Annotated in this window: 20 protein-coding genes; 17 read left to right on the forward strand and 3 right to left on the reverse strand. The window is 38.2% G+C overall.

The annotated features are described in order from the left end of the window. Positions 1–67: 67 nt before the first annotated feature. Positions 68–484, reverse strand: a complete 417-nt coding sequence (locus DRF60_RS07760; RefSeq protein WP_116011531.1) for a transposase-like zinc-binding domain-containing protein — start codon at positions 482–484, stop codon at positions 68–70. A 160-nt stretch (positions 485–644) separates the two neighbouring features. Here DRF60_RS07760 and DRF60_RS07765 point away from each other — a divergent pair, with 160 nt between their 5' ends. From DRF60_RS07765 to argH, 8 genes are all read left to right on the forward strand, one after another. Then, positions 645–1,250 carry a GNAT family N-acetyltransferase gene (locus DRF60_RS07765; RefSeq protein WP_116011532.1) on the forward strand — a complete coding sequence of 202 codons (606 nt, stop codon included), beginning with the start codon at positions 645–647 and terminating at the stop codon, positions 1,248–1,250. Then, a complete protein-coding gene (gene argG, locus DRF60_RS07770) occupies positions 1,219–2,412 on the forward strand; it encodes an argininosuccinate synthase (protein WP_116011533.1) in 1,194 nt (397 codons plus the stop codon). The genes DRF60_RS07765 and argG overlap by 32 nt, the downstream gene beginning before the upstream one ends. Before the next feature lie 62 nt (positions 2,413–2,474). Continuing rightward, positions 2,475–3,437, forward strand: a complete 963-nt coding sequence (argC, locus tag DRF60_RS07775; RefSeq protein ID WP_116011534.1) for an N-acetyl-gamma-glutamyl-phosphate reductase — start codon at positions 2,475–2,477, stop codon at positions 3,435–3,437. Positions 3,438–3,715: 278 nt separating this feature from the next. After that, entirely contained in the window at positions 3,716–4,855 is a 1,140-nt protein-coding gene (locus DRF60_RS07780; RefSeq protein ID WP_116011535.1) for an aspartate aminotransferase family protein, read from the forward strand. A 206-nt stretch (positions 4,856–5,061) separates the two neighbouring features. Beyond that, complete coding sequence (locus tag DRF60_RS07785) at positions 5,062–6,021, forward strand: N-acetylornithine carbamoyltransferase (RefSeq protein WP_116011536.1); 960 nt, start codon at positions 5,062–5,064, stop codon at positions 6,019–6,021. Positions 6,022–6,097: 76 nt separating this feature from the next. Further along, positions 6,098–6,892: an acetylglutamate kinase gene (argB, locus tag DRF60_RS07790; protein ID WP_116011537.1), complete on the forward strand. Its 795-nt coding sequence runs from the start codon at positions 6,098–6,100 to the stop codon at positions 6,890–6,892. After that, entirely contained in the window at positions 6,867–7,949 is a 1,083-nt protein-coding gene (locus DRF60_RS07795) for a M20 family metallo-hydrolase (protein WP_116011538.1), read from the forward strand. The genes argB and DRF60_RS07795 overlap by 26 nt, the downstream gene beginning before the upstream one ends. 284 nt (positions 7,950–8,233) lie before the next feature. Next, positions 8,234–9,538 (forward strand): argininosuccinate lyase, encoded by a 1,305-nt coding sequence (argH, locus tag DRF60_RS07800; protein ID WP_116011539.1) that lies wholly within the window; start codon positions 8,234–8,236, stop codon positions 9,536–9,538. A 144-nt stretch (positions 9,539–9,682) separates the two neighbouring features. Here argH and DRF60_RS07805 read toward each other — a convergent pair whose 3' ends face one another. Then, positions 9,683–10,144 carry an Lrp/AsnC family transcriptional regulator gene (locus tag DRF60_RS07805; protein WP_111957554.1) on the reverse strand — a complete coding sequence of 154 codons (462 nt, stop codon included), beginning with the start codon at positions 10,142–10,144 and terminating at the stop codon, positions 9,683–9,685. Between the two features lie 241 nt (positions 10,145–10,385). Between DRF60_RS07805 and DRF60_RS07810 the strand changes: the two genes are divergently transcribed. The 6 genes from DRF60_RS07810 (at position 10,386) to DRF60_RS21760 (ending at position 18,032) form a co-directional block, all read left to right on the forward strand. Then, a complete protein-coding gene (locus DRF60_RS07810; protein WP_116011540.1) occupies positions 10,386–11,282 on the forward strand; it encodes an aspartate carbamoyltransferase catalytic subunit in 897 nt (298 codons plus the stop codon). 79 nt (positions 11,283–11,361) lie between these two features. Continuing rightward, positions 11,362–12,435 (forward strand): carbamoyl phosphate synthase small subunit, encoded by a 1,074-nt coding sequence (locus DRF60_RS07815; RefSeq protein WP_116011541.1) that lies wholly within the window; start codon positions 11,362–11,364, stop codon positions 12,433–12,435. A gap of 58 nt (positions 12,436–12,493) precedes the next feature. Then, the gene (locus DRF60_RS07820) at positions 12,494–12,844 is read left to right on the forward strand and encodes a four helix bundle protein (protein WP_116011542.1); all 351 of its coding nucleotides are present in this window, start codon (positions 12,494–12,496) and stop codon (positions 12,842–12,844) included. Between the two features lie 56 nt (positions 12,845–12,900). Next, complete coding sequence (carB, locus tag DRF60_RS07825; RefSeq protein WP_116011543.1) at positions 12,901–16,083, forward strand: carbamoyl-phosphate synthase large subunit; 3,183 nt, start codon at positions 12,901–12,903, stop codon at positions 16,081–16,083. A 129-nt stretch (positions 16,084–16,212) separates the two neighbouring features. Beyond that, entirely contained in the window at positions 16,213–16,983 is a 771-nt protein-coding gene (locus tag DRF60_RS07830; protein ID WP_167443718.1) for an isocitrate lyase/PEP mutase family protein, read from the forward strand. A 2-nt stretch (positions 16,984–16,985) separates the two neighbouring features. Next, positions 16,986–18,032 carry a bifunctional transcriptional activator/DNA repair enzyme AdaA gene (locus DRF60_RS21760; RefSeq protein WP_116011544.1) on the forward strand — a complete coding sequence of 349 codons (1,047 nt, stop codon included), beginning with the start codon at positions 16,986–16,988 and terminating at the stop codon, positions 18,030–18,032. A 9-nt stretch (positions 18,033–18,041) separates the two neighbouring features. Here DRF60_RS21760 and DRF60_RS07840 read toward each other — a convergent pair whose 3' ends face one another. Next, positions 18,042–18,941 (reverse strand): hypothetical protein, encoded by a 900-nt coding sequence (locus DRF60_RS07840; RefSeq protein ID WP_238640095.1) that lies wholly within the window; start codon positions 18,939–18,941, stop codon positions 18,042–18,044. A 250-nt stretch (positions 18,942–19,191) separates the two neighbouring features. On the opposite strand from DRF60_RS07840, the gene DRF60_RS07850 reads away from it, so the two are divergent. The 3 genes from DRF60_RS07850 to DRF60_RS07860 are packed head-to-tail and all read left to right on the forward strand — an operon-like array spanning position 19,192 to position 20,684. Next, positions 19,192–19,797 (forward strand): DUF2911 domain-containing protein, encoded by a 606-nt coding sequence (locus DRF60_RS07850; RefSeq protein WP_116011615.1) that lies wholly within the window; start codon positions 19,192–19,194, stop codon positions 19,795–19,797. A gap of 3 nt (positions 19,798–19,800) precedes the next feature. Beyond that, a complete protein-coding gene (locus tag DRF60_RS07855; RefSeq protein ID WP_116011545.1) occupies positions 19,801–20,328 on the forward strand; it encodes a GNAT family N-acetyltransferase in 528 nt (175 codons plus the stop codon). After that, positions 20,325–20,684, forward strand: coding sequence for a cupin domain-containing protein (locus DRF60_RS07860; RefSeq protein WP_116011546.1), 360 nt, complete (start codon positions 20,325–20,327; stop codon positions 20,682–20,684). The genes DRF60_RS07855 and DRF60_RS07860 overlap by 4 nt, the downstream gene beginning before the upstream one ends. The last annotated feature ends 45 nt before the right edge of the window (positions 20,685–20,729 follow it).

Genomic DNA, 20,729 nt, shown 5'->3' on the forward strand with positions numbered 1-20,729 from the left:
TGATATCTGATGTCTGACATCTTGATTCTTGGTTCTTGGTTCTTGAATCTTATATCTTATATCTGGACTACTTCTTAAACCTCTCCCATTTAATCAGCATGTATTTATCTGCAAACTGAGTAATGATAAGTCCAGAGTTTTTGATGTTGTCTTCCTTGGCAATATATTCTATCAACTCATTTTGTTTCAGTATTTTATAGACGGGATGGAATTCAGAATGGGGTGGCCTTGTGATATTGTATTTTTTGATCCAGGAGCTGACCGTAACGTGAGAAACCCCAATAATTCGCTCTATTTCGCGGAAGCTTAATCCTTCAAGATAGAGTTGTAGAGCCTTGGTTACGTAATAATCGTCGATCTGTTTTCCTATTTTTTTGACGGTGAAATAGTAGTTGCAGTCTTTGCAGAGAAAACGCTGTTTTTGATTTATGATCCCGCTTTTTACAATTGTACCGCCATTGCATTTAGGGCATTTGTTTTCCATAACTATATGTTTTTAGCAAATATATAATAATTTAGCAATATTATATTTTATTGTAAAGATAAAATTACCTGTGTATTTCTTTAAAACAAAAAAAATATCTTTTTAATTTGGTTTTTAAAGTTATTATGTTTTAAATTTGCCAAAAAAATTAGATAAATAAATGGAAATAGAAATTTCCTCATGCGAACATCTCATGTATGTGAGTGAAATACAGCAGGAAATGTATGATTCAGCACAGCGCAGAGGAACGGGGATCGCAAAACGTTCCATTGAATACTTAACGAAAAAGATTTCAGATGGTAATGCTGTGGTTGCTACTGAAAACGGCAAATGGGTGGGGTTCTGTTACATTGAGACCTGGTCGCATGGTCAGTTCGTAGCCAACTCAGGACTTATTGTATCTCCGAACTACAGGAACAGGGGAGTCGCCACTTTGATCAAGAATAAAGTTTTCCAGTTATCTAGAGAAAAATATCCCAATGCAAAAGTATTTGGGTTAACCACGGGACTTGCCGTCATGAAGATCAATAGCGATCTTGGTTATAAGCCAGTAATTTATTCTGAGCTCACTCAGGATGAAGAATTCTGGAACGGTTGCAAGAACTGTGTGAACTATGAAATTTTAATGAAAAAGGAACGTAAAAACTGTCTGTGTACAGCGATGCTTTTCGTTCCTGAAAATAATAATAAAGTAAACGGGACTGAAATTCAGCAGTCCGAAATTGATGAGTACAATGGAGAAAAAGAAAGTCGTCTTAGCGTTTAGCGGAGGTTTGGATACCTCTTACTGCGCCAAATATCTTAGTGAAACACTGGGATATGAAGTGTATGCAGTGACTGTAAATACCGGAGGTTTTTCTAAAGAAGAAGAAAAAGAACTGGAGAAAAAAGCCTTCAATCTTGGGGTGAAAGAATACAGGTGCGTTGATGCTCAGGAGGATTATTATAATTCTTGTGTAAAATATCTGATTTACGGAAATGTGCTTAAAAACAATACCTATCCATTATCTGTAAGTGCTGAACGTACGGTTCAGGCACAGGAAATTGCAAAATACGCAATTGAAACCGGTGCAGATGCTATTGCTCACGGAAGTACGGGAGCTGGAAATGATCAGGTCCGTTTCGATTTGATTTTCCAGGTAATGTGTCCGGAAGTTGAGATCATCACACCAATCCGCGATATGAGCCTGTCCCGTGAAGAAGAAATTGAATTCCTGAAAAATCATGGATATAAAATGGAATTCCATAAAGCTCAGTATTCTGTGAATAAAGGATTGTGGGGAACATCAGTTGGAGGAAAGGAAACATTGACATCACGAAATTACCTTCCGGAAGAAGCTTTTCCGTCACAAATTAAAGAAACGCAGCCGTCAGAACTGGAGATTGAATTTAAAAATGGTGAGGTTGTGGCTGTAAATGGAGAAAATTTTGAACATTCTGTGTATGCTATTCAGAAAATTGAAGAACTCGCTTCTGCTTACGGAATTGGCCGTGACATCCATGTGGGAGATACAATTGTTGGAATCAAAGGAAGAGTAGGGTTTGAAGCGGCGGCAGCATCTGTGATCATCAAAGCCCATCATTTACTGGAAAAACATACCCTCTCAAAATATCAGCAGATGATGAAATCCCAGCTTTCCGACTGGTATGGAAACTGGCTTCATGAAGCACTTTTTCTGGATCCTGTGATGAGAAATATTGAATCTTTCCTAAAGGATTCTCAGGAAACGGTTAGCGGAAAAGTATTTGTAACCCTTTATCCATACAGGTTTATTTTAAACGGAATTGAATCCAGACATGATCTGATGTCTGATAAATTCGGAAGTTATGGTGAAGCTAACAGAGCCTGGACGGGAGAAGATGTAAAAGGATATACAAAAATTGTAAGCAATTCCTTAAACATATACCACCAGATCAATTCAAAATAAAGAATTTTAAAAGAGGGATTTAACCAATGATAGGATGAACTCCTGTCAATCAAAAAAATCATATGAAAAAAGTAGGAATTGTAGGCGCCAACGGCTACACAGGAAGCGAATTGGTCCGTGTGCTGGCTTTTCATCCCAATGTAACATTGAGTTTTTTATATAGTCGTTCCAATTCGGGAACAAAGATTTCAGATTTGTACCCGGATTTAGAGGCAGTTTGTGAGCAGGTTTTAACGGACAGACCGCAAGATGTGGATATTTTATTCCTATGCCTTCCTCATAAAGAAAGTCAGAACTGGTTGAGCCAGAATCCTGTTAAAGATGAAACTTTAGTCATTGATTTAGGGAACGATTTCCGTCTGGATGGAAAATTTGGAAACAGGAATTTTATCTACGGACTTCCTGAAATCAATAAAAAAAATCTGGAAAGAGCAAAAAGTATTGCCAATCCCGGATGTTTTGCAACGGCTATTCAATTGGCTCTTATTCCATTAGCCGAAAAAGGTTTGTTGAATGAAGTGTACACAACAGGAATTACAGGATCAACAGGCGCGGGCCAATCTTTACAGGCAACGACTCATTTTACGTGGAGGAACGATAATATTTCGGCATACAAAACATTGACGCATCAGCATGTGGATGAGGTTTTACAGCAGTTAGTTTCATCTAACCATAAAGAGATCAGTCTGAATTTTGTTCCATGGAGAGGTGATTTTGCAAGAGGAATTTTTACAAGTTCTACAGTGAAAACGGAATTAGTACTTTCAGATATCATTCAGTTGTATCAGGAGTTTTATGAAGAAGAGCCTTTTGTGAAGGTAAGTGAAAATGCAATTGATTTAAAGCAGGTTGTCAACACCAATCGCTGTGTGATTCATATAGAAAAGAGTGGAAATGTAGCAGTCATTCACTCAGCGATTGACAATTTGTTGAAAGGAGCCTCCGGACAGGCCGTACAAAACATGAATATAGCGATGGGTTGGGAAGAAAACCTGGGACTGAACTTAAAGCCGATAGCATTTTAAAAAGTGATCATTAAAGTGAATGGTCAATAAGTCAATTGTGAATTGAAAAACCGAAATATTCGACTTAGGAAAATGGAGCGTTAAGAAAATTGAAATTTAATCCGTTAAAAAATTCTCACTGTTTGAGCACGAGACAAATTTTTAACCGAAGAACAAATAGTCAATTCGTGCGAGTTTTGAGGATTTTAGGATTCAATTTTAATTTTTAGTGGAATTTTCCAGTCTTGAACTTTTGTTTCTTTTGTTTCAAGACAAAAGAAATTAATTAAAACAAAAAAATGAATTTATTCAACGTATATCCATTATTCAACATAAATCCGGTAAAAGCTCAGGGATCATTTCTTTGGGATGATAAAGGAGAAAAATACCTTGACTTTTACGGAGGTCATGCCGTGATTTCCATCGGACACAATCATCCACATTATCAAACTCAATTAAAAGAGCAGCTGGAGAAAATATCTTTTTATTCAAATTCTGTTCAGAATGAATTGCAGACTGAGCTGGCTGAAAAACTGGGGAAACTTTCAGGCTATGAAGATTACAATCTTTTCCTGTGTAATTCAGGAGCTGAAGCTAATGAAAATGCATTAAAACTGGCATCTTTCCATAACGGGAAAAGTAAAGTGCTTTATTTCTCAGGATCCTTCCATGGAAGAACTTCGGCAGCGGTTTCTGTGACAGATAATCCAAAAATTGTTGCTCCGGTTAATTTTTCTGAAAGATTTATCAAATCTGAATGGAATGATATCGAACAGCTTGAAGAGATCTTTGAAACACAGGGAAATGAAATTTCATCCGTCATTATTGAAGGAATTCAGGGCGTGGGTGGAATTATGATCCCAACAGCAGAATTCTTATCCAAAATTAAAGAACTGTGCGAAAAATATGATGCAGTATTGATTCTCGATGAAGTTCAGTCAGGGTACGGAAGAAGCGGATATTTCTTTGCCCATCAGGAATTTGGGATTGAACCGGATATGATCACGACAGCAAAAGGAATGGGAAATGGTTTCCCGATCGGAGGTGTTTTGATTCATCCAAAATTCCAGGCAAGCAATGGTTTGCTGGGAACAACTTTCGGAGGAAATCATCTAGCTTGTACCGCAGCGATTGCTGTTCTGGATGTGATGAAGGAAGAAAATCTTATGTCCAATGCTCAGCAAATGGGTGATTATATTGAAAACGAAATTAAAGGCCTTCCACATATTAAATCCATCCGAAGGAAAGGATTAATGATCGGAATAGAGTTGGATCAGGACTGTTCTGAAGTGAGGAAAAGTCTGTTATATGATCATCACATTTTTACAGGAAATTCCAATGATAAAAATGTATTGAGGATTCTTCCGGCTCTGAATATCGGCAAAGAGGAAACAGATCTTTTTGTTGGTGCTTTGAAAGTAGTTTTAGATAAGATTTAAACTACAAAAGAAAAGAGCACTTTAGTAATGATAAGAAACTACTAAATGCTTAAAAAGAACCCTTGAGTTTTCTGAAAATCTTGATTTTCATCTTATGTGAACTTTAATATAGATATCATTTTAAACTTACTTATGTGTTCTAAAGTGTTTAAATAAAAGAAACTTTTGTGGTTAAGATTATTACAATTAATTAAAAAAATCATCAAATGAAAAAATTCACCTCTGTAAGCGATGTAGAAAACTTACAGGAAATCATAAAAAAAGCTTTACAAATTAAAGAAAACCCCGATTCCGAAACAGAAAAAGGAAAGGGAAAAACAATAGGTCTGGTATTTTTGAATTCAAGTTTAAGAACACGTTTAAGCAGCCAGATCGCAGCACAGAATTTAGGATTGAATGTTCTGACCTTAAACGCTGCTCAGGAAGCCTGGAATCTGGAGTTTGCAGACGGAGCTGTAATGAACGGTGACACCGTTGAACACATCAAAGATGCAATAGAAGTATTAAACCAATATTGTGATATCATTGCAGTACGTTGTTTTGCGGGAATGAAATCTAAGGAAGATGATGTTAATGAAAGTATCCTGAGTCAGTTTGAGCAGCATGCTAAAGTGCCTGTGATTTCTCTGGAATCGGCAACGCGACACCCGCTTCAAAGTCTGGCAGACTGTATTACCATCACAGAAAACTGGAAAGAAGAGCGTAAACCGAAAGTGGTTCTTACCTGGGCGCCACACATCAAGCCGATTGCTCAAGCCGTAGGAAATTCCTTTGCAGAATGGATGCAGGAAATGGATGTAGATTTTGTAATCGCTAATCCCGAAGGGTATGATCTCGATAAGAAATTTACAAAAGATATTAAAGTGATCCATAACCAGGATGAAGCTTTAAAAGATGCAGATTTTATCTATGTGAAAAACTGGTCCTCTTTCGATGACTATGCAGCTATGCCGGAAGTAAAGGATAACTGGATGCTGACCGGAGAAAAGTTGAAAAGTACAAATAACGGAAAGGTAATGCACTGTCTCCCTGTCCGTCGTAATGTAGAATTAAGTGATGAGGTAATGGACGGAGAAAACTCCATTATCTATCAGCAGGCTAAAAACAGAATTTTCTCTGCACAAGCCGTTTTTAGCGAAATTCTGAATGAATTGAATTCCAAATAACGGAAATCAATCCTTGTCAAGGTTCTAAACCTTGACAAGGATCAGAAAAAGAGCAAGAATTTCAAAAACGTTGACAATGAAAGAAAAATTATATATCATAAAAATAGGCGGTGCTCTGATCGACGATCCGGAGTTGCTTAACCAATTTTTAGAACAGTTTTCTGAAATTAAGGAAAAGAAGATTTTGGTTCATGGAGGCGGAAAATTAGCAACCACTTTAGCAGATAAATTGGGCGTTGAACAAAAAATGATCAACGGACGAAGAATTACGGATAAAGATACGCTGGATATTGTTGCGATGGTGTATGCAGGAAGCATCAATAAAAATATTGTGGCAAAACTTCAGCAGAAAAAATGTAAGGCAATAGGTTTTTCCGGAGCTGATGCAAACTTAATTAAAGCCAAAAAAAGAGAACATCCGGAAATAGATTTTGGATTTGTAGGCGACATTGAGAAGGAAAGCGTGAACAGGAAACTGATTTCAAAATTGATTAAACTTAAACTTGTCCCTGTTTTTTCAGCGATTACGCATGACAAAAAAGGAAATCTTTTCAATACCAACGCAGATACGATTGCTTCAGTCATTGCTCAGGCTTTATCTTTAAAATATGATGTAGAGTTATTGTATTGTTTTGATAAAGAGGGGGTTTTGGAAAATGTTGAAGATCCCGGATCGGTTATAAAAAGGGTATCCGCAGAAGAGTTTTCTGTTTTAAAAGAAGCAGGAAAACTTCATAAGGGAATTTTGCCCAAACTTGAAAATGCTCTCGGAGCTGTAAAAAATAATGTAAACAAGGTGTTCTTAATCAAAGAAACCCAATTAAAAAAACATATAGAAAACCATCATGGAGGAACTGAAATCTGTTTATAGTAAAGAAGAGCTACTGACTCACGCAGTTGAATTGCTTAAAAAACTGATTGCAATTCCGTCATTCAGCAAAGATGAATATAATACGTCCGTAGAAATTGAGAATTTTTTTAAGAAACATCATATTCCTGCAAAACGTTTTAAAAACAACATCTGGGCAGTTAATAAAAACTTTGATGCATCCAAGCCGTCCATCTTGCTGAATACCCATCATGATACGGTAAAACCTAATAAAGCATATACATTAGATCCGTTTCTTCCGGTTGTGCAGGACGGAAAACTATACGGTTTGGGAAGTAATGATGCCGGAGCTTCTTTGGTTTCCATGGTCCAGGTCTTTTTACATTTTTATGAGAAAGAAGATTTAAAATATAATTTAGTGATTGCTTTGACGGCTGAGGAGGAGATTTCAGGATTTGATGGAATTGAAACCCTATTTTCACAGCTTCCGGACATCGAACTCGCCATTGTAGGAGAACCCACGCAGATGAATCTGGCGATCGCGGAAAAAGGACTGTTGGTGATAGACGGGGAAATGAAAGGAACTCCTTCTCACGCTGCTCATCCGAATGATGATAATTCCATTGTAAAATGTATGGAGGATCTTCACAATATTCTGAACTTTAGATTTCCGAAGGTTTCCGATTATTTAGGCGAAGTTAAAGTTACATTGTCAGGCATTCACGCAGGTGTTCAGCATAATGTAGTTCCGGAAGCCTGCACTTTTACTTTGGATGTAAGGGTTACCGATGAATATTCCAATAAGGAAGCTTTTGAGATCATTCAGTCACAAATGAAATCTTCATTAACGGCCAGGTCTTTCAGGCTAAACTCCTCAAAAATAAAAATGGATCATCCTTTTGTACAGGCAGGTCTTGAAATCGGAAGGGCAACTTACGGTTCACCAACATCGTCTGACCAGGCCATCATTCCATGTACATCCGTGAAAATAGGTCCCGGTGACAGCAGGCGCTCCCACACGGCAGATGAATATATCTATATAAAAGAGATTGAAGAAGGAATCGAGATCTATATCAGGATCTTAGAAAAAGTTTTGTAAAGAGAGAAGTTAGAGGTTAGAAGTTAGAAGTTAGATGCTGAAAATTTATACATACACTTTAATACTAACAAATACTAATATCTAATTTCTAACTTCTAATATCTAAAAAAAATAAATGTTTTAACCAGGCTCAGCAGGCAATAAAGCCAGTTTTTAATAAAGATTTATGCAAAAAAGAAAATTAAAAACGAAGGCTTTTTGAATGTGGAGATGTTTTTTTATAGTTTAATAAAGATGCTCTGCTGAGCAGGTTGAAACGAATTGAATATTGTAAAAAGAATATTATGAAAAAAATATGGCAGAAGGATGACCTGGCCACCAATATATTAGTCAATAAATTTACAGTCGGGAAAGATCTTGACTTTGACGAACGTTTAGCAAAATATGATGTTAAAGGTTCCATGGCACATTGCCAGATGTTGGCAGAAACCGGAATTATCTCCGGTGAAGAATCAGAACAGATGCTTTCTGTTTTGGCAGATATTTTAAAAGATATCGAGAACGGAAACTTTGAGATTGATAAAGAAGCAGAAGATATCCATTCTCAGGTTGAGGCGATATTAATTGAAAAATTAGGCGATACCGGAAAGAAAATCCATACGGCAAGATCCAGAAATGATCAGGTTTTACTGGATATCAAACTTTATCTGCTGGATGAGATCCGCGAAATAACATCTTTGACTGATGAGTTTTTCCAGATTTTAATCAAGCTGGCCGATCAACACAAAAATAAATTGCTTCCAGGCTATACCCACCTTCAGATTGCAATGCCGTCTTCGTTTGGATTATGGTTTGGAGCGTATGCCGAAGCATTGCTGGATGATGTTGAACTGTTGTTTTCGGTGAAAAATATTATCAATAAAAATCCTCTGGGTTCAGCAGCGGGGTACGGTTCCTCTTTCCCTATTGACAGAGAAAGTACGGCTTATAACTTAGGTTTTCAGTCTATGAACTACAATTCTGTATACGCGCAGATGACCCGCGGGAAATCAGAAAAAATGCTGTCTATGGCAATGGCTACTTTAGCAGGAACGCTTGGGAAGTTTGCTTATGACGTCTGCTTATATTTAAGCCAGAATTTCGATTTTATCAGTTTTCCAAAAGAGTTTACAACAGGAAGCAGCATTATGCCGCACAAAAAGAATCCGGATATTTTCGAACTGGTTCGTGCACGATGCAACAGAATTCAGTCTTTACCGAATGAGCTGATATTATTAACGAACAATCTGCCGTCAGGGTATCACCGAGATGTGCAGCTGACAAAGGAAATTCTTTTCCCTGCTATTGATTCCTTGAAAGAATGTCTGGAGATATTAAGTTATACTCTTCCGAATATTCAGGTAAGAGAAGGGATTCTGGAAGATGAAAAATATAAATATCTTTTCAGCGTAGAGAAAATTAATGAAGAGGTGAAAAAAGGAAGCTCATTCCGTGATGCTTATGTAAAAGTAGGACAGGAGATTGAAAATAATGAATTTGAGTTTGAAGTTGGAAATCTAAATCATACCCATCAGGGAAGCATAGGAAATCTTTGTCTGGATAAAATAGAATATCAGTTCAACAAACTGAAGAATAAATTATTGGGTTGATAATTTTTAATCACTTGGATTTTTAAAGTTGATTAAAAGTTTGATCACTTAGCATGACCAATCTAATACTAAACGTCATTTTGTAGCGATATCATGCTGAGCGAAGTCGAAGCATCTTTAATATAAGGTAGATCTAGCAAAGGATTAGTCCAGATCAATTTTAAACTTAGTAGACTTCTTCACCTCGTGAAGGACAATAGAACTGTGATACTGGCCAATATTAGGAATATTTGAGATCACATTCACTGCAAAATCATTATAAGAATTAATATCCTTGGCAATGATCTTAAGCATGTAGTCGTACTCACCGGAAAGGCTGATGATCTCCTGAACTTCATCATGTTTCATAATGTTTTTTTCAAAAGTTTCCAGTACTTTCTGAGATTGCTCTTTAAGACGGACATTACAGTAAACGACAATGTTCAGGCCCAGCTTTTCACGGTTCAAAAGACCAACGTATTTCTCAATAATGCCCTGTTTCTCCAATTGTTTGATACGTTCGTAAGTTGGAGTAAATGTAAGACCTATCCTTTCTGAAATTTCTTTCACAGATAGAGTAGAGTCTTCCTGAATAATGCTGAGAATCATTTTGTCTTTTAAATCCATAGAATAGGTTTGAACTTTAACAAAAATATCAATTATAAATGAAAATAAGGAATGATTAATAGGTTTTAATTTATTTTAAAATTTGGTTTTGTAGATTCGTTAAATTTCTGTATCTTTGCACCTAATGAATAAAAGAGTGTTTATATCATTAGATTTACCGGGCGAAAGCGCCCTTTACGATATTTATTATTATTAGCGAAGATGTTGTCTTCGCTTTTTTTATGCTCAAAAATTAAGAATTATGTTTACGATTACAGAACTAAGCACCGAGAGAATCAACAGTATACTGACCGAAGCACTGGCTTTTGCCAACGGGAAAACTGCAAAAATTGAAGGAGAAGTTTTCTGCTCAAACCTTTTCTTTGAAGACAGTACAAGAACAAAGACAAGCTTTGACATCGCAGAAAGAAAGCTGGGACTGCAGGTAGTACCTTTTGATGCTTCACACAGTTCTGTAAACAAAGGAGAAAGTCTTTATGATACCGTGAAAACCATTGAAAGCTTAGGCGTAAACCTGGTGGTGATCAGAGATAAAAAAGACAGGTATTTTGAAGAATTGAACAACATTAATATTCCGGTGATCAACGGAGGAGACGGAACAGGAAACCATCCTTCCCAGTGTATGCTGGACCTGATGACGATCTATCAGGAATTCGGAAAATTCGAAGGACTGAAAATAGGCATTGTTGGAGATGTAAAACACAGCCGTGTAGCCAATTCCAATGCAGAAGCATTAAGAAGATTAGGAGCCAAAGTATATTTCTCCGGACCTGAACACTGGTTTGATGAAGGTGCTTTAATTAATGGAACTTACTTACCGGTTGATCAGCTAATATCTGAAGTGGATGTCCTGATGCTGCTAAGAATACAGCATGAGAGACACGATGCAAAAATGAGTTACTCTGCTTCCGAATACCACAGAAAATATGGTCTTACGAAAGAAAGAGAAAAAGCAATGAAAGAGGGGGCGATTATTATGCACCCAGCTCCCATCAACAGAGGCGTAGAGATTGATACGGACCTTGTAGAATGTGAACGTTCAAGAGTATTCAAACAAATGCAGAATGGTGTTTTCGCGAGAATGGCAATTTTGAAAGAAGCCCTGGAAAAAGAAGGATATACCTTTAAAGTGGATTAAATAGTAAAGAAAAAAGAAAATAAACAGAACGAGGAAGTCTAACTTCTAACTTCTTAAATCTAATATCTAATTTTTAAAAATGAAGAAAAAATTAATACTGGAGTCCGGTGAAGTGTTTCATGGAGAAGGTTTCGGAGTAGAATTGGAAACTGCCGGAGAAGTAGTTTTCAATACCGGAATGACAGGTTATCAGGAGTTGATCTCCGATCCGTCATACTGCGGTCAGATTGTTTGCATGACCTATCCGCTTATCGGAAATTATGGTATTAACCGTGATGATTATGAAAGTATCGAGCCGGCTATTAAAGGACTTATCGTAAAAGAGCTTTGCGATCTTCCTTCCAATTTTCGTACCCAGATCACTTTAGATGAATTATTTAAAAAGAAAAACCTTTCAGGAATTTCTGGAATAGACACCAGAAGACTCACCAGAATTCTTCGTAATTCAGGCGTTGTGAAAGGCAAAATTGTAAACATTGAAACTGATGAAAACGAAGTTGTTGCAGAGTTAAAAGGTACCAGTTTCCCAACTAATCAGGTGGAAACTGTTTCTACAAAAACAGCTTATGCCAATCCCGGAAGAGGATTTAAAGTAGTGTTGGTGGATTTTGGTTCCAAATTAGGGATTATCAGAGAGCTGTCTCAAAGAAACTGTGATATCACTGTAGTTTCCCATGACACCTCAGCAGAAGAGATCCTATTGATGGATCCGGACGGAATTATGCTTTCAAACGGTCCCGGTGACCCTGAAGACAACCCAAAGGCATTAGAAATGATCCGTGGATTATTAGGAAAAGTTCCCATCTTCGGAATCTGTTTAGGACATCAGCTGATTGGTTTGGCTTGCGGAGCAAAAACTTTCAAGCTGAAGTTCGGACACAGAGGAGGAAACCACCCTGTACTGGATCTGGAAAAAAACAAAGTATCCATCACTTCTCAAAACCATGGATATGCAGTAGATCAGGAAAGTCTTAAAGGAACAGACCTGGTTGAAACCCACATCGCCCTAAACGACAGAACCAACGAAGGTCTTAAACACAAGATCCACCCATGCTTCTCCGTTCAGTACCACCCGGAAGCAAGCCCGGGCCCAGAAGATGCAAATTATTTGTTTGATGAGTTCCTGGATTTAATGGAGGAATTTAAAAAATAAGAACCAAGAATCAAGACACAAGAACCAAGACGTAAGAATTAAGAATAATAGACTACAGATGCACAATTTTGAGAAACTACTTTTCTGGCAAAAATCTATTGTACTGGCAAAAAATGTTTACATTATCTGTCAGGAGATCAGTAACGATGAAAAGTATGGCTTAATTTCTCAAATTAAAAGATCTGCAGTTTCTATTCCTTCGAATATTGCGGAAGGTTCTGGCAGAAATGGAAGTAAAGAGTTTAATCATTTTCTGGCAGTTGCTCTGGGTTCAGCTTTTGAACTGCAGACACAGCTGATCTTGGTTAGGGAATTAAATCTCTTATCAGAAGAAAAAATAAATGCTTTACTAAGTGAAGTTTCTGAAATTCAGAGAATGATTTATTCGTTTAAAAATAATTTAAAATAAAAGTCTGGAATCTTGGCTCTTGGCTCTAGAATCTTGACTCTACAATAAAAAGAAAAATGGCAAAACGTACAGATATAAAAACAATTTTAGTAATCGGTTCAGGACCCATCATCATTGGTCAGGCAGCTGAATTTGATTACGCAGGAACACAGGCTTGCCTGTCTTTGAGAGAAGAAGGCTACAAGGTGATTTTGATCAATTCAAACCCTGCAACCATTATGACGGATGTGGAAATCGCAGATAAAGTATATATCGAGCCGATTTCCCTTCAGTTTGTAAGTCATATCATCAGAAAAGAACGCCCGGACGCCTTGTTACCGACACTGGGAGGTCAGACAGGTCTGAATATGGCGGTAGAACTGGAAAAATCAGGAATTCTTGAAGAATGTAAGGTAGAAGTATTAGGAACTACACTTTCTGCCATCAACAGAGCGGAAGACAGAGATCTTTTCCGTGAACTGATGAGAGAGCTGAATGAGCCGGTTCCGGAATCGGACATTGTGACTACAGTAGAAGGAGCGATCCGTTTTGCTGATGAGATTGGGTATCCGGTGATTGTTCGTCCTGCCTTTACGATGGGAGGAACCGGAGGTGGTATCGCTTCCACAGAGGCTGAGCTGAAAGAAATTGCAGAATTGGGACTGAAATATAGCCCTGTTACACAATGTCTTATCGAGAAATCAATTGCCGGGTTCAAAGAAATTGAATATGAAGTAATGCGTGATGCCAACGACAATGCGATTGTGGTTTGTAACATGGAAAATATAGATCCGGTAGGAGTTCACACAGGGGATTCTATCGTAGTGGCGCCTTCCCAGACGCTTTCTGACAGAGAATATCAGCTGCTGAGAAATGCTTCTCTAAAGATCATCAGGGCCCTGGGAATTGAAGGAGGATGTAATGTACAGCTGGCTTTAGACCCACATTCATTCGACTACTATATTATAGAGGTGAATCCTAGGGTTTCCCGTTCATCAGCATTGGCAAGTAAAGCGACAGGATATCCGATTGCGAAAATTGCAGCAAAAATTGCGGTAGGTTTAACGCTTGACGAGATCATGAACCCGGTCACAGGAAAAACATACGCATGTTTTGAGCCTGCCCTTGACTATGTGGTAACAAAATTCCCGAGATTCCCGTTCGATAAATTCGAAACAGCAGACAGAAGACTGTCTACACAAATGAAAGCGACCGGAGAAGTAATGGCCATCGGAAGAAACTTCGAAGAATCATTACAGAAAGCCATCCGTTCCCTTGAAACCGGAATCAGACACTTAGGATTAAAAACAAAGCAGGCTGAGGCACTAACGGCTGAAGAAATCGAAAGAAGAATCAGAGTATGTGACGATGAAAGACTGTTCATCATTGGAGATGCTTTAAGAAAAGGATACGACTGGGAACAGATTGTAGAATGGAGCAAAATCGATAAATTCTTCATCTGGAAATTAAAAAAGCTGGTTGATTTCGAAAAAGTGATCGCTGCCAATAAATTTGATAAAGAAATTTTAATTCAGGCTAAGAAATTAGGGTTTGCAGATATGAACATAGCCCACCTTTGGGAAGTAAAGCAGCGTGAAGTTTTCAATTTCAGAAAAGAAAACGGGGTAATGCCGGTTTACAAAATGGTAGATACCTGCGCAGCTGAATTTGAAAGTGAAACTCCATATTTCTACGGAACTTACGAAGAAGAAAATGAAAGTGTAGTTTCAGATAAAGAAAAGATCATCGTTTTAGGCTCAGGACCTATCAGAATCGGGCAGGGAGTAGAATTCGACTACGCAACGGTTCACTCGGTTTGGGCGATCAAAGAAATGGGGTACGAAGCCATCATTATTAATAACAATCCTGAAACCGTTTCTACAGACTTCTCAATCTCAGACAAATTATACTTCGAGCCATTGACGGAAGAAGATGTAATGAACATCATCGAGCTTGAAAAACCAAAAGGGGTTGTCGTTCAGTTCGGAGGACAGACGGCGATTAACCTTGCAGATAAACTGGCTTCACACGGTGTACAGATCCTTGGAACTTCACTTGAAGATCTTGACAGAGCTGAAAACAGAGACAAATTCGAAAAAGCACTTCAGGAAATGGGAATTCCTCAGCCTTTAGGAAAAACTTCCACTTCAAAAGAAGAAGCAATAAAAATTGCCAACGAGATCGGCTATCCGGTTTTGGTACGTCCAAGCTACGTATTGGGAGGACGTGCGATGGAAATTGTTTATGCAGAAGCAGAGCTGGCTTACTATATGGAGCATGCAGTAGATGCAAGCCCTAAGCACCCTGTTTTGGTCGACAAATACATGGTCGGAAAAGAAATAGAGATCGATGCCATCTGTGACGGCGAAACCGTAGTGATTCCGGGAATTATGGAGCATATCGAAAGAGCCGGGGTACACTCAGGAGACTCAATCGCAGTATATCCTACACAGAATGTTTCACAGCAGGAAATAGATACTCTGGTAGATTATACCCAAAGACTGGCTAAAGGATTGAATGTTATTGGTTTAATGAATATCCAGTATGTTCTTTTTGAAGGAAATGTATATGTGATTGAAGTGAATCCACGTTCTTCAAGAACAGTTCCATTCCTTTCTAAAATCACAGAAGTTCCGATGGCTAATCTGGCAACAAAAGCAATATTAGGACAGAAACTGAAAGATTTAGGATACAAAAACGGTCTTGTTCCAGCAAAAGAAGGCGTTTATGTAAAAGTTCCTGTGTTCTCTTTCTCAAAACTGACGAAAGTAGATATCTCTCTGGGACCTGAAATGAAGTCTACAGGAGAGGTAATGGGGAAAGATACTACTCTGGAAAAAGCCCTTTACAAAGGATTAATCGCAGCAGGAAGAAAAGTTCCGATGCACGGTTCAATTTTGTTCACTGTTGCAGATAAACACAAGCAGGAAGCAGCAGATCTGGCATCAAGATTCCATGAGGTAGGTTTCAGAATCTGGGCAACAGAAGGAACCGCTAAATTCTTTGAAGAAAAAGGGATACCTTGTAAAATAGGATACAAAATAGGAGAAGATGATGTGAACCTTATCGACCTGATTCAGAAAGGTAAAGTTCAGTATGTAGTGAATACCATGACCAAAGGTAAGCAGGTAGAAAGAGACGGATTCCAGATCAGAAGAATGAGTGTGGAAAACGGTGTTCCTTGTTTAACATCCATGGATACGGTAGAAGCCATCCTGAAAGTTATTGAAAGCATGAGCTTTAAAATGGAGACGATGTAATTTCGGAACCAAAGAATATATTCCAAACCCCGTAAGTTTTCTTGCGGGGTTTTGTTAACAAAAAAAATACTTGTCCGTTTTTCGGTTGCAAAAAAACAGGATCTATAGTACTTTTGATAAAAAATTAAAATGACAGCAATTCAGAGATTCAAAGAGCTGCATCAGCAGAATGATCCCTTATTGATAGGAAACGTTTGGAATGTCCAGAGTGCTAAGGTTTATGAAAAACTAGGCTATAAAGCAGTGGCGACTTCAAGCTCGGCAGTAGCATTTAGCCTGGGATATGAAGACGGTGAAAACATAAGCTTTGATGAATACTTTTATATCATTGAAAGAATCTTAAAATCCGTATCAATTCCGTTATCCGTAGACCTGGAAGGCGGCTATGGAAAAACCACTGACGAGATAGTTTTAAACATTTCCAGACTGGCAAAGGCAGGTGTTGTCGGGATCAATATTGAAGATAGTGTCATTATTGACGGTAGCAGAAAATTATTAAGTCCAGACGAGTTTTTTAATAAATTAAATGCAGTTATTCAAAAGCTGAAAGAGCAGAATATTGAGATTTTCGTCAATGTCAGGATAGATCCGTTTCTGCTCGGTGTAGAAAATGCAGCAGAAGAAGCTTTGCAGCGGATGAAAATCATAGAAGAAGTGGGAGCGGACGGGATTTTTGTTCCTTGTATCACTGAAACACAGGATATTGAACGCCTTACTGATGCTGCAAAACTTCCGTTCAGTGTAATGGCTATGCCTGAACTTCCAGATTTTAGCACCCTTAAAAGGCTGGGCGTTAAAAGAATTTCATCCGGGAATTTCTTAAATGGTTATATTTATGGACAATTAGAAACTGCATTAAAAAATATCGGTGAGACCGGGAGCTTTTCCCCAATTTTTTAAACATGATAAAGCTTACAGAAGAAAGAATGTATCAGGCATCTTTAGAGAAAGATTCCTCATTTGAAGGCATTTACTGGATGGCTGTAAAAACTACGGGTATATTTTGTCGTCCAACCTGTACAGCCAGAAAGCCCAAAAGAGAAAATGTTGAATTCTTTATTAATACAGAAAAGGCGATAGAAAATGGCTACAGGCCATGTAAAATTTGCAGGCCGCTTGAAAAACTGAATGAAACACCCCGGTATATTCAGGATTTATTGGACGAACTTCAGCAGAACGAATCATTAAAAATCAAAGATGCAGACCTTCTGAAAAGAAACATTGAACCGGTAACCCTAAGACGCTGGTTCCTGAAAAATCACGGGATGACCTTTCAGGCTTTTCAGAGAGAATTCCGAATGAATAAAGCATTTAAGAAAATAAAAAATGGCGGAAACATTATGGAAACAGCACTGGAATCAGGGTACGAAAGTTTAAGCGGCTTTAATGAACGCTTTAAAGATGTCATTGGTACGACACCCAAAAATACAGTCCGCCGGAAAATTATTGATTTGAAAAGACTGGAGACACCATTAGGTCCTATGTTCGCCTGTTCGTGCGAAGAAGGAATATGCCTGCTAGAATTTACAGACCGAAAAAATATAGACCGCCAGTTCAGCCAGCTGTCCAAAGTGATGAATGCAGAAATCGTTCAGGGTGAGAATAAACACTTTAAGCAGCTGGAAGATGAACTCAATGAATATTTTGAGGGAAAAAGAACGAAATTTGATGTGCCGATTTATACCACCGGAACAGATTTTCAGAAAAGAGTTTGGCAGCTTTTGACTGAAATACCCCTAGGAGAAACCCGTACGTACAAACAGCAATCTGAGTTTTTGGGCAATCCTAAAGCCGTACGCGCTGTAGGAACGGCAAACGGGATTAATAAAATCGCAATCATCATTCCCTGTCACCGGGTAATAGGTTCAGATGGCGAACTGGTAGGGTATGCCGGAGGAATATGGAGAAAGCAAAAACTTCTGGAACTGGAAGGGGCTATCTTATTTTAAATAGCTCTGTTAGTTCATTTTATAATAAGGCTCGGAAAAATATTTGCTGGGCTTAATGTATACTTTTTTTCTATCAGCATCGAAGATCCAATTGAATCTCTTCAACATATCTGCGCCCAAATAACTGACTGTTTGTGTTTTATGTTTTCCTGTAAAAAAGCCTGCTGGTACATCCTTCAGAACAGAATTATTCAGCTTGAAGAAAGGAAGAATTCCCTGTTTGGTTACGATACTTTCTCCGGAAGAATTCTTCATGGTTTTTTCCGAAGTTGTCTTTAAAAGCTTATCCAGCTCTTTTTCTTCCGCAAAAGCGTTGCTGTAGAGAATAGCTCCGGAGTATCCGGACTGCAGCAGAAAATAGGCTTCCTGCTGTTGCTTACCATCAATGACATTATCTGCATTAATAAAAAACTGTCCATTCTCATGGAATAGCATAATGCCTTGATAACCATTTAGATCAGGTTCTTTATCGTAAATTTCAAACCTGTTGTTGTCATAATCTATTTTGAAAGACTTTCCAGTGAACATTCCTGTTCCTATCTTTCCATCTGCTTCATGACCCGTCAGTTCATTATTGAAAAAACGTACTTTATTTAAATTCATCTTTCCAATCTGTACCGTGTTATCATTGCTGACATCATCTTTATCAAAAATAATATGATCCGCTTTGTGGTGTCTTTCCGGAGAAATTGACGCATCCTCCATAGCAATCTGGAACATCAGGTCCAGAGAATCCTTCTTATTCACCAGTGTTTTTACAATAATATTATTATGCTTTGTAATTCTGAACGGGATCGTCTGCTGAGCACTGATGCTGAAAAGGCCTGCAGAAAGCAGTAAGATAATGCTTGGTTTTCTGAACATTCTGATGTGATTATGGGTTAAATTCGGAATTTTAAAATTACCCATTATCTTTGGAACAGCAAAAACTAAAATCAGAGAATCCAAAACTGCTTAATACCAGCCTTCATTGAAAAAATATCACATGCGGTGGGAACAGCAAATGGCATCAATAAAATTGCTATTTCGACACCCTGTTAATGGACCCAAATGGAGAACTGGTGGGCTATGTATGCGGAATCTTGAGAAAGCAAAAATTATTGGAATTAGAGAAGGCTATTTTATTTTGATTTTTGTAAATTTAGGCAAAAATTTACACGTGAAAAAGTTACTATTTGCACTTTGCATATCAGCTTCGGCTTTAAGTTTTGCTCAGGATTACTCAGTACCGGCAGCAAGTCCGCGTCAGAAGGTAGAACAGCAGTTTTCTATGTCCAAAATCAGCATTGATTATGGAAGACCGGGAGTGAAAGGACGTAAGATCTTCGGAGAACTGGTTCCTTACGGACAGGTTTGGAGAGCAGGCGCTAACTCTTCTACAAAAATCACATTCGGACAGTCTGTTAACTTCGGTGGAAAAACGGTTCCTGCAGGAACGTACGGGCTTTTTATCGTTCCTACGGAAAAAGAATGGAAAGTAATATTAAATAAAGATTTCCAGCAATGGGGCGCTTACACCTATGATCCAAAACAGGATGTAGTAGATGTAACCGTACCGGTGAACAAACTGGCTGACAAGCAGGAGTGGTTTGAAATTACCCTGAACCCAACTGATGAAAATTCAGGGAACCTGGTGATTAAGTGGGATATGGCTCAGGCAGAAGTTGCTTTAAAACCTGCAAAACCAGATGCTGTTATCAAGATTGCAGATAAACTGAAAGAAATTAAGAAAATAGAAGCTGACGCTGCAAAAACAAAAAGCTAAGCGATGAAATTCTCTATTCAACCTGTTTTAGAAAATCAGGAGTATAAATTAATCCCCTTACAGCAAGGGGATTTTGAGTCTTTATATGAAGTAGCTTCCGATCCCAGAGTTTGGGAGCAGCATCCTAATAAAGAGCGATATCAGAGAGAGGTTTTTGAAAGCTTTTTCAGAGGAGCCATGGAAAGCGGAGGTGCTTTTAAAATAGTAGAAAAATCCTCCGGTGACGTCTTGGGCAGTACGCGTTTTTACGATTTTGATGAAAATGAGAGCCGCATTTTTATTGGCTATACTTTCTATGGAACAAAATCATGGGGAAAGGGAATTAATCCTCAAGTGAAAAAGCTGATGCTTGATTATATCTTCCAGTATGTAGATAAGGTTCATTTCCATATCGGAAAAGAGAATTTCCGTTCCCAGACTGCTTTGGAAAGAATCGGTGGCAAGAAGATTGCAGAAGAGGAGGTAGCTTATTTTGCAGAGCCTACAAGAACTAATTTTGTATATGAAATAAAAAAAGAAGAACATTCATGAAATACAAAATCCAGAAATCACCATTTATAGTGCCTACTACAGACGGAAAGCTGATTGAAGAGCACTGGGGAAATTCTACAGGAAATTCAAACGTGTCTATTGCCCACATGGTAGCGCCACCGGGCTGGAGTGAGCCGCATCAGACTCCGGATTTCGACGAGTTTACCCTTATTGTTTCAGGGAAAAAGCAGTTTGAGATAGACGGAGACATCATCATTCTTGAAAAAGGACAGAGTATTTTGATAGAAAAAGGAGCAAGAGTACGTTACAGCAACCCGTTTTCAGAATCTTGTGAATATATTGCCATCTGTCTTCCAGCGTTTTCGATGGATCTGGTAAACAGGGAGGAAGAATAAATATAACAATATAGCAGTGTAACAGTGTACCAATCACTCGGTTTA

Origin of the sequence: Chryseobacterium elymi, assembly GCF_003385495.1 — a bacterium.
Taxonomy (GTDB): domain Bacteria; phylum Bacteroidota; class Bacteroidia; order Flavobacteriales; family Weeksellaceae; genus Chryseobacterium; species Chryseobacterium elymi.

What these genes read in the sequence shown, in the direction of transcription:
- DRF60_RS07840 (WP_238640095.1), bottom strand. Translation starts at nt 18,941, where the DNA reads ATGGGTAATTTTAAAATTCCGAATTTAACCCATAATCACATCAGAATG.
- DRF60_RS07855 (WP_116011545.1), top strand. Translation starts at nt 19,801, where the DNA reads ATGAAATTCTCTATTCAACCTGTTTTAGAAAATCAGGAGTATAAATTA.
- DRF60_RS21760 (WP_116011544.1), top strand. Translation starts at nt 16,986, where the DNA reads ATGATAAAGCTTACAGAAGAAAGAATGTATCAGGCATCTTTAGAGAAA.
- DRF60_RS07795 (WP_116011538.1), top strand. Translation starts at nt 6,867, where the DNA reads ATGGAGGAACTGAAATCTGTTTATAGTAAAGAAGAGCTACTGACTCAC.
- DRF60_RS07830 (WP_167443718.1), top strand. Translation starts at nt 16,213, where the DNA reads ATGACAGCAATTCAGAGATTCAAAGAGCTGCATCAGCAGAATGATCCC.
- argB (WP_116011537.1), top strand. Translation starts at nt 6,098, where the DNA reads ATGAAAGAAAAATTATATATCATAAAAATAGGCGGTGCTCTGATCGAC.
- DRF60_RS07765 (WP_116011532.1), top strand. Translation starts at nt 645, where the DNA reads ATGGAAATAGAAATTTCCTCATGCGAACATCTCATGTATGTGAGTGAA.
- argH (WP_116011539.1), top strand. Translation starts at nt 8,234, where the DNA reads ATGAAAAAAATATGGCAGAAGGATGACCTGGCCACCAATATATTAGTC.
- DRF60_RS07810 (WP_116011540.1), top strand. Translation starts at nt 10,386, where the DNA reads ATGTTTACGATTACAGAACTAAGCACCGAGAGAATCAACAGTATACTG.
- argC (WP_116011534.1), top strand. Translation starts at nt 2,475, where the DNA reads ATGAAAAAAGTAGGAATTGTAGGCGCCAACGGCTACACAGGAAGCGAA.
- DRF60_RS07780 (WP_116011535.1), top strand. Translation starts at nt 3,716, where the DNA reads ATGAATTTATTCAACGTATATCCATTATTCAACATAAATCCGGTAAAA.
- DRF60_RS07785 (WP_116011536.1), top strand. Translation starts at nt 5,062, where the DNA reads ATGAAAAAATTCACCTCTGTAAGCGATGTAGAAAACTTACAGGAAATC.
- DRF60_RS07815 (WP_116011541.1), top strand. Translation starts at nt 11,362, where the DNA reads ATGAAGAAAAAATTAATACTGGAGTCCGGTGAAGTGTTTCATGGAGAA.
- argG (WP_116011533.1), top strand. Translation starts at nt 1,219, where the DNA reads ATGGAGAAAAAGAAAGTCGTCTTAGCGTTTAGCGGAGGTTTGGATACC.
- carB (WP_116011543.1), top strand. Translation starts at nt 12,901, where the DNA reads ATGGCAAAACGTACAGATATAAAAACAATTTTAGTAATCGGTTCAGGA.
- DRF60_RS07805 (WP_111957554.1), bottom strand. Translation starts at nt 10,144, where the DNA reads ATGGATTTAAAAGACAAAATGATTCTCAGCATTATTCAGGAAGACTCT.
- DRF60_RS07860 (WP_116011546.1), top strand. Translation starts at nt 20,325, where the DNA reads ATGAAATACAAAATCCAGAAATCACCATTTATAGTGCCTACTACAGAC.
- DRF60_RS07820 (WP_116011542.1), top strand. Translation starts at nt 12,494, where the DNA reads ATGCACAATTTTGAGAAACTACTTTTCTGGCAAAAATCTATTGTACTG.
- DRF60_RS07760 (WP_116011531.1), bottom strand. Translation starts at nt 484, where the DNA reads ATGGAAAACAAATGCCCTAAATGCAATGGCGGTACAATTGTAAAAAGC.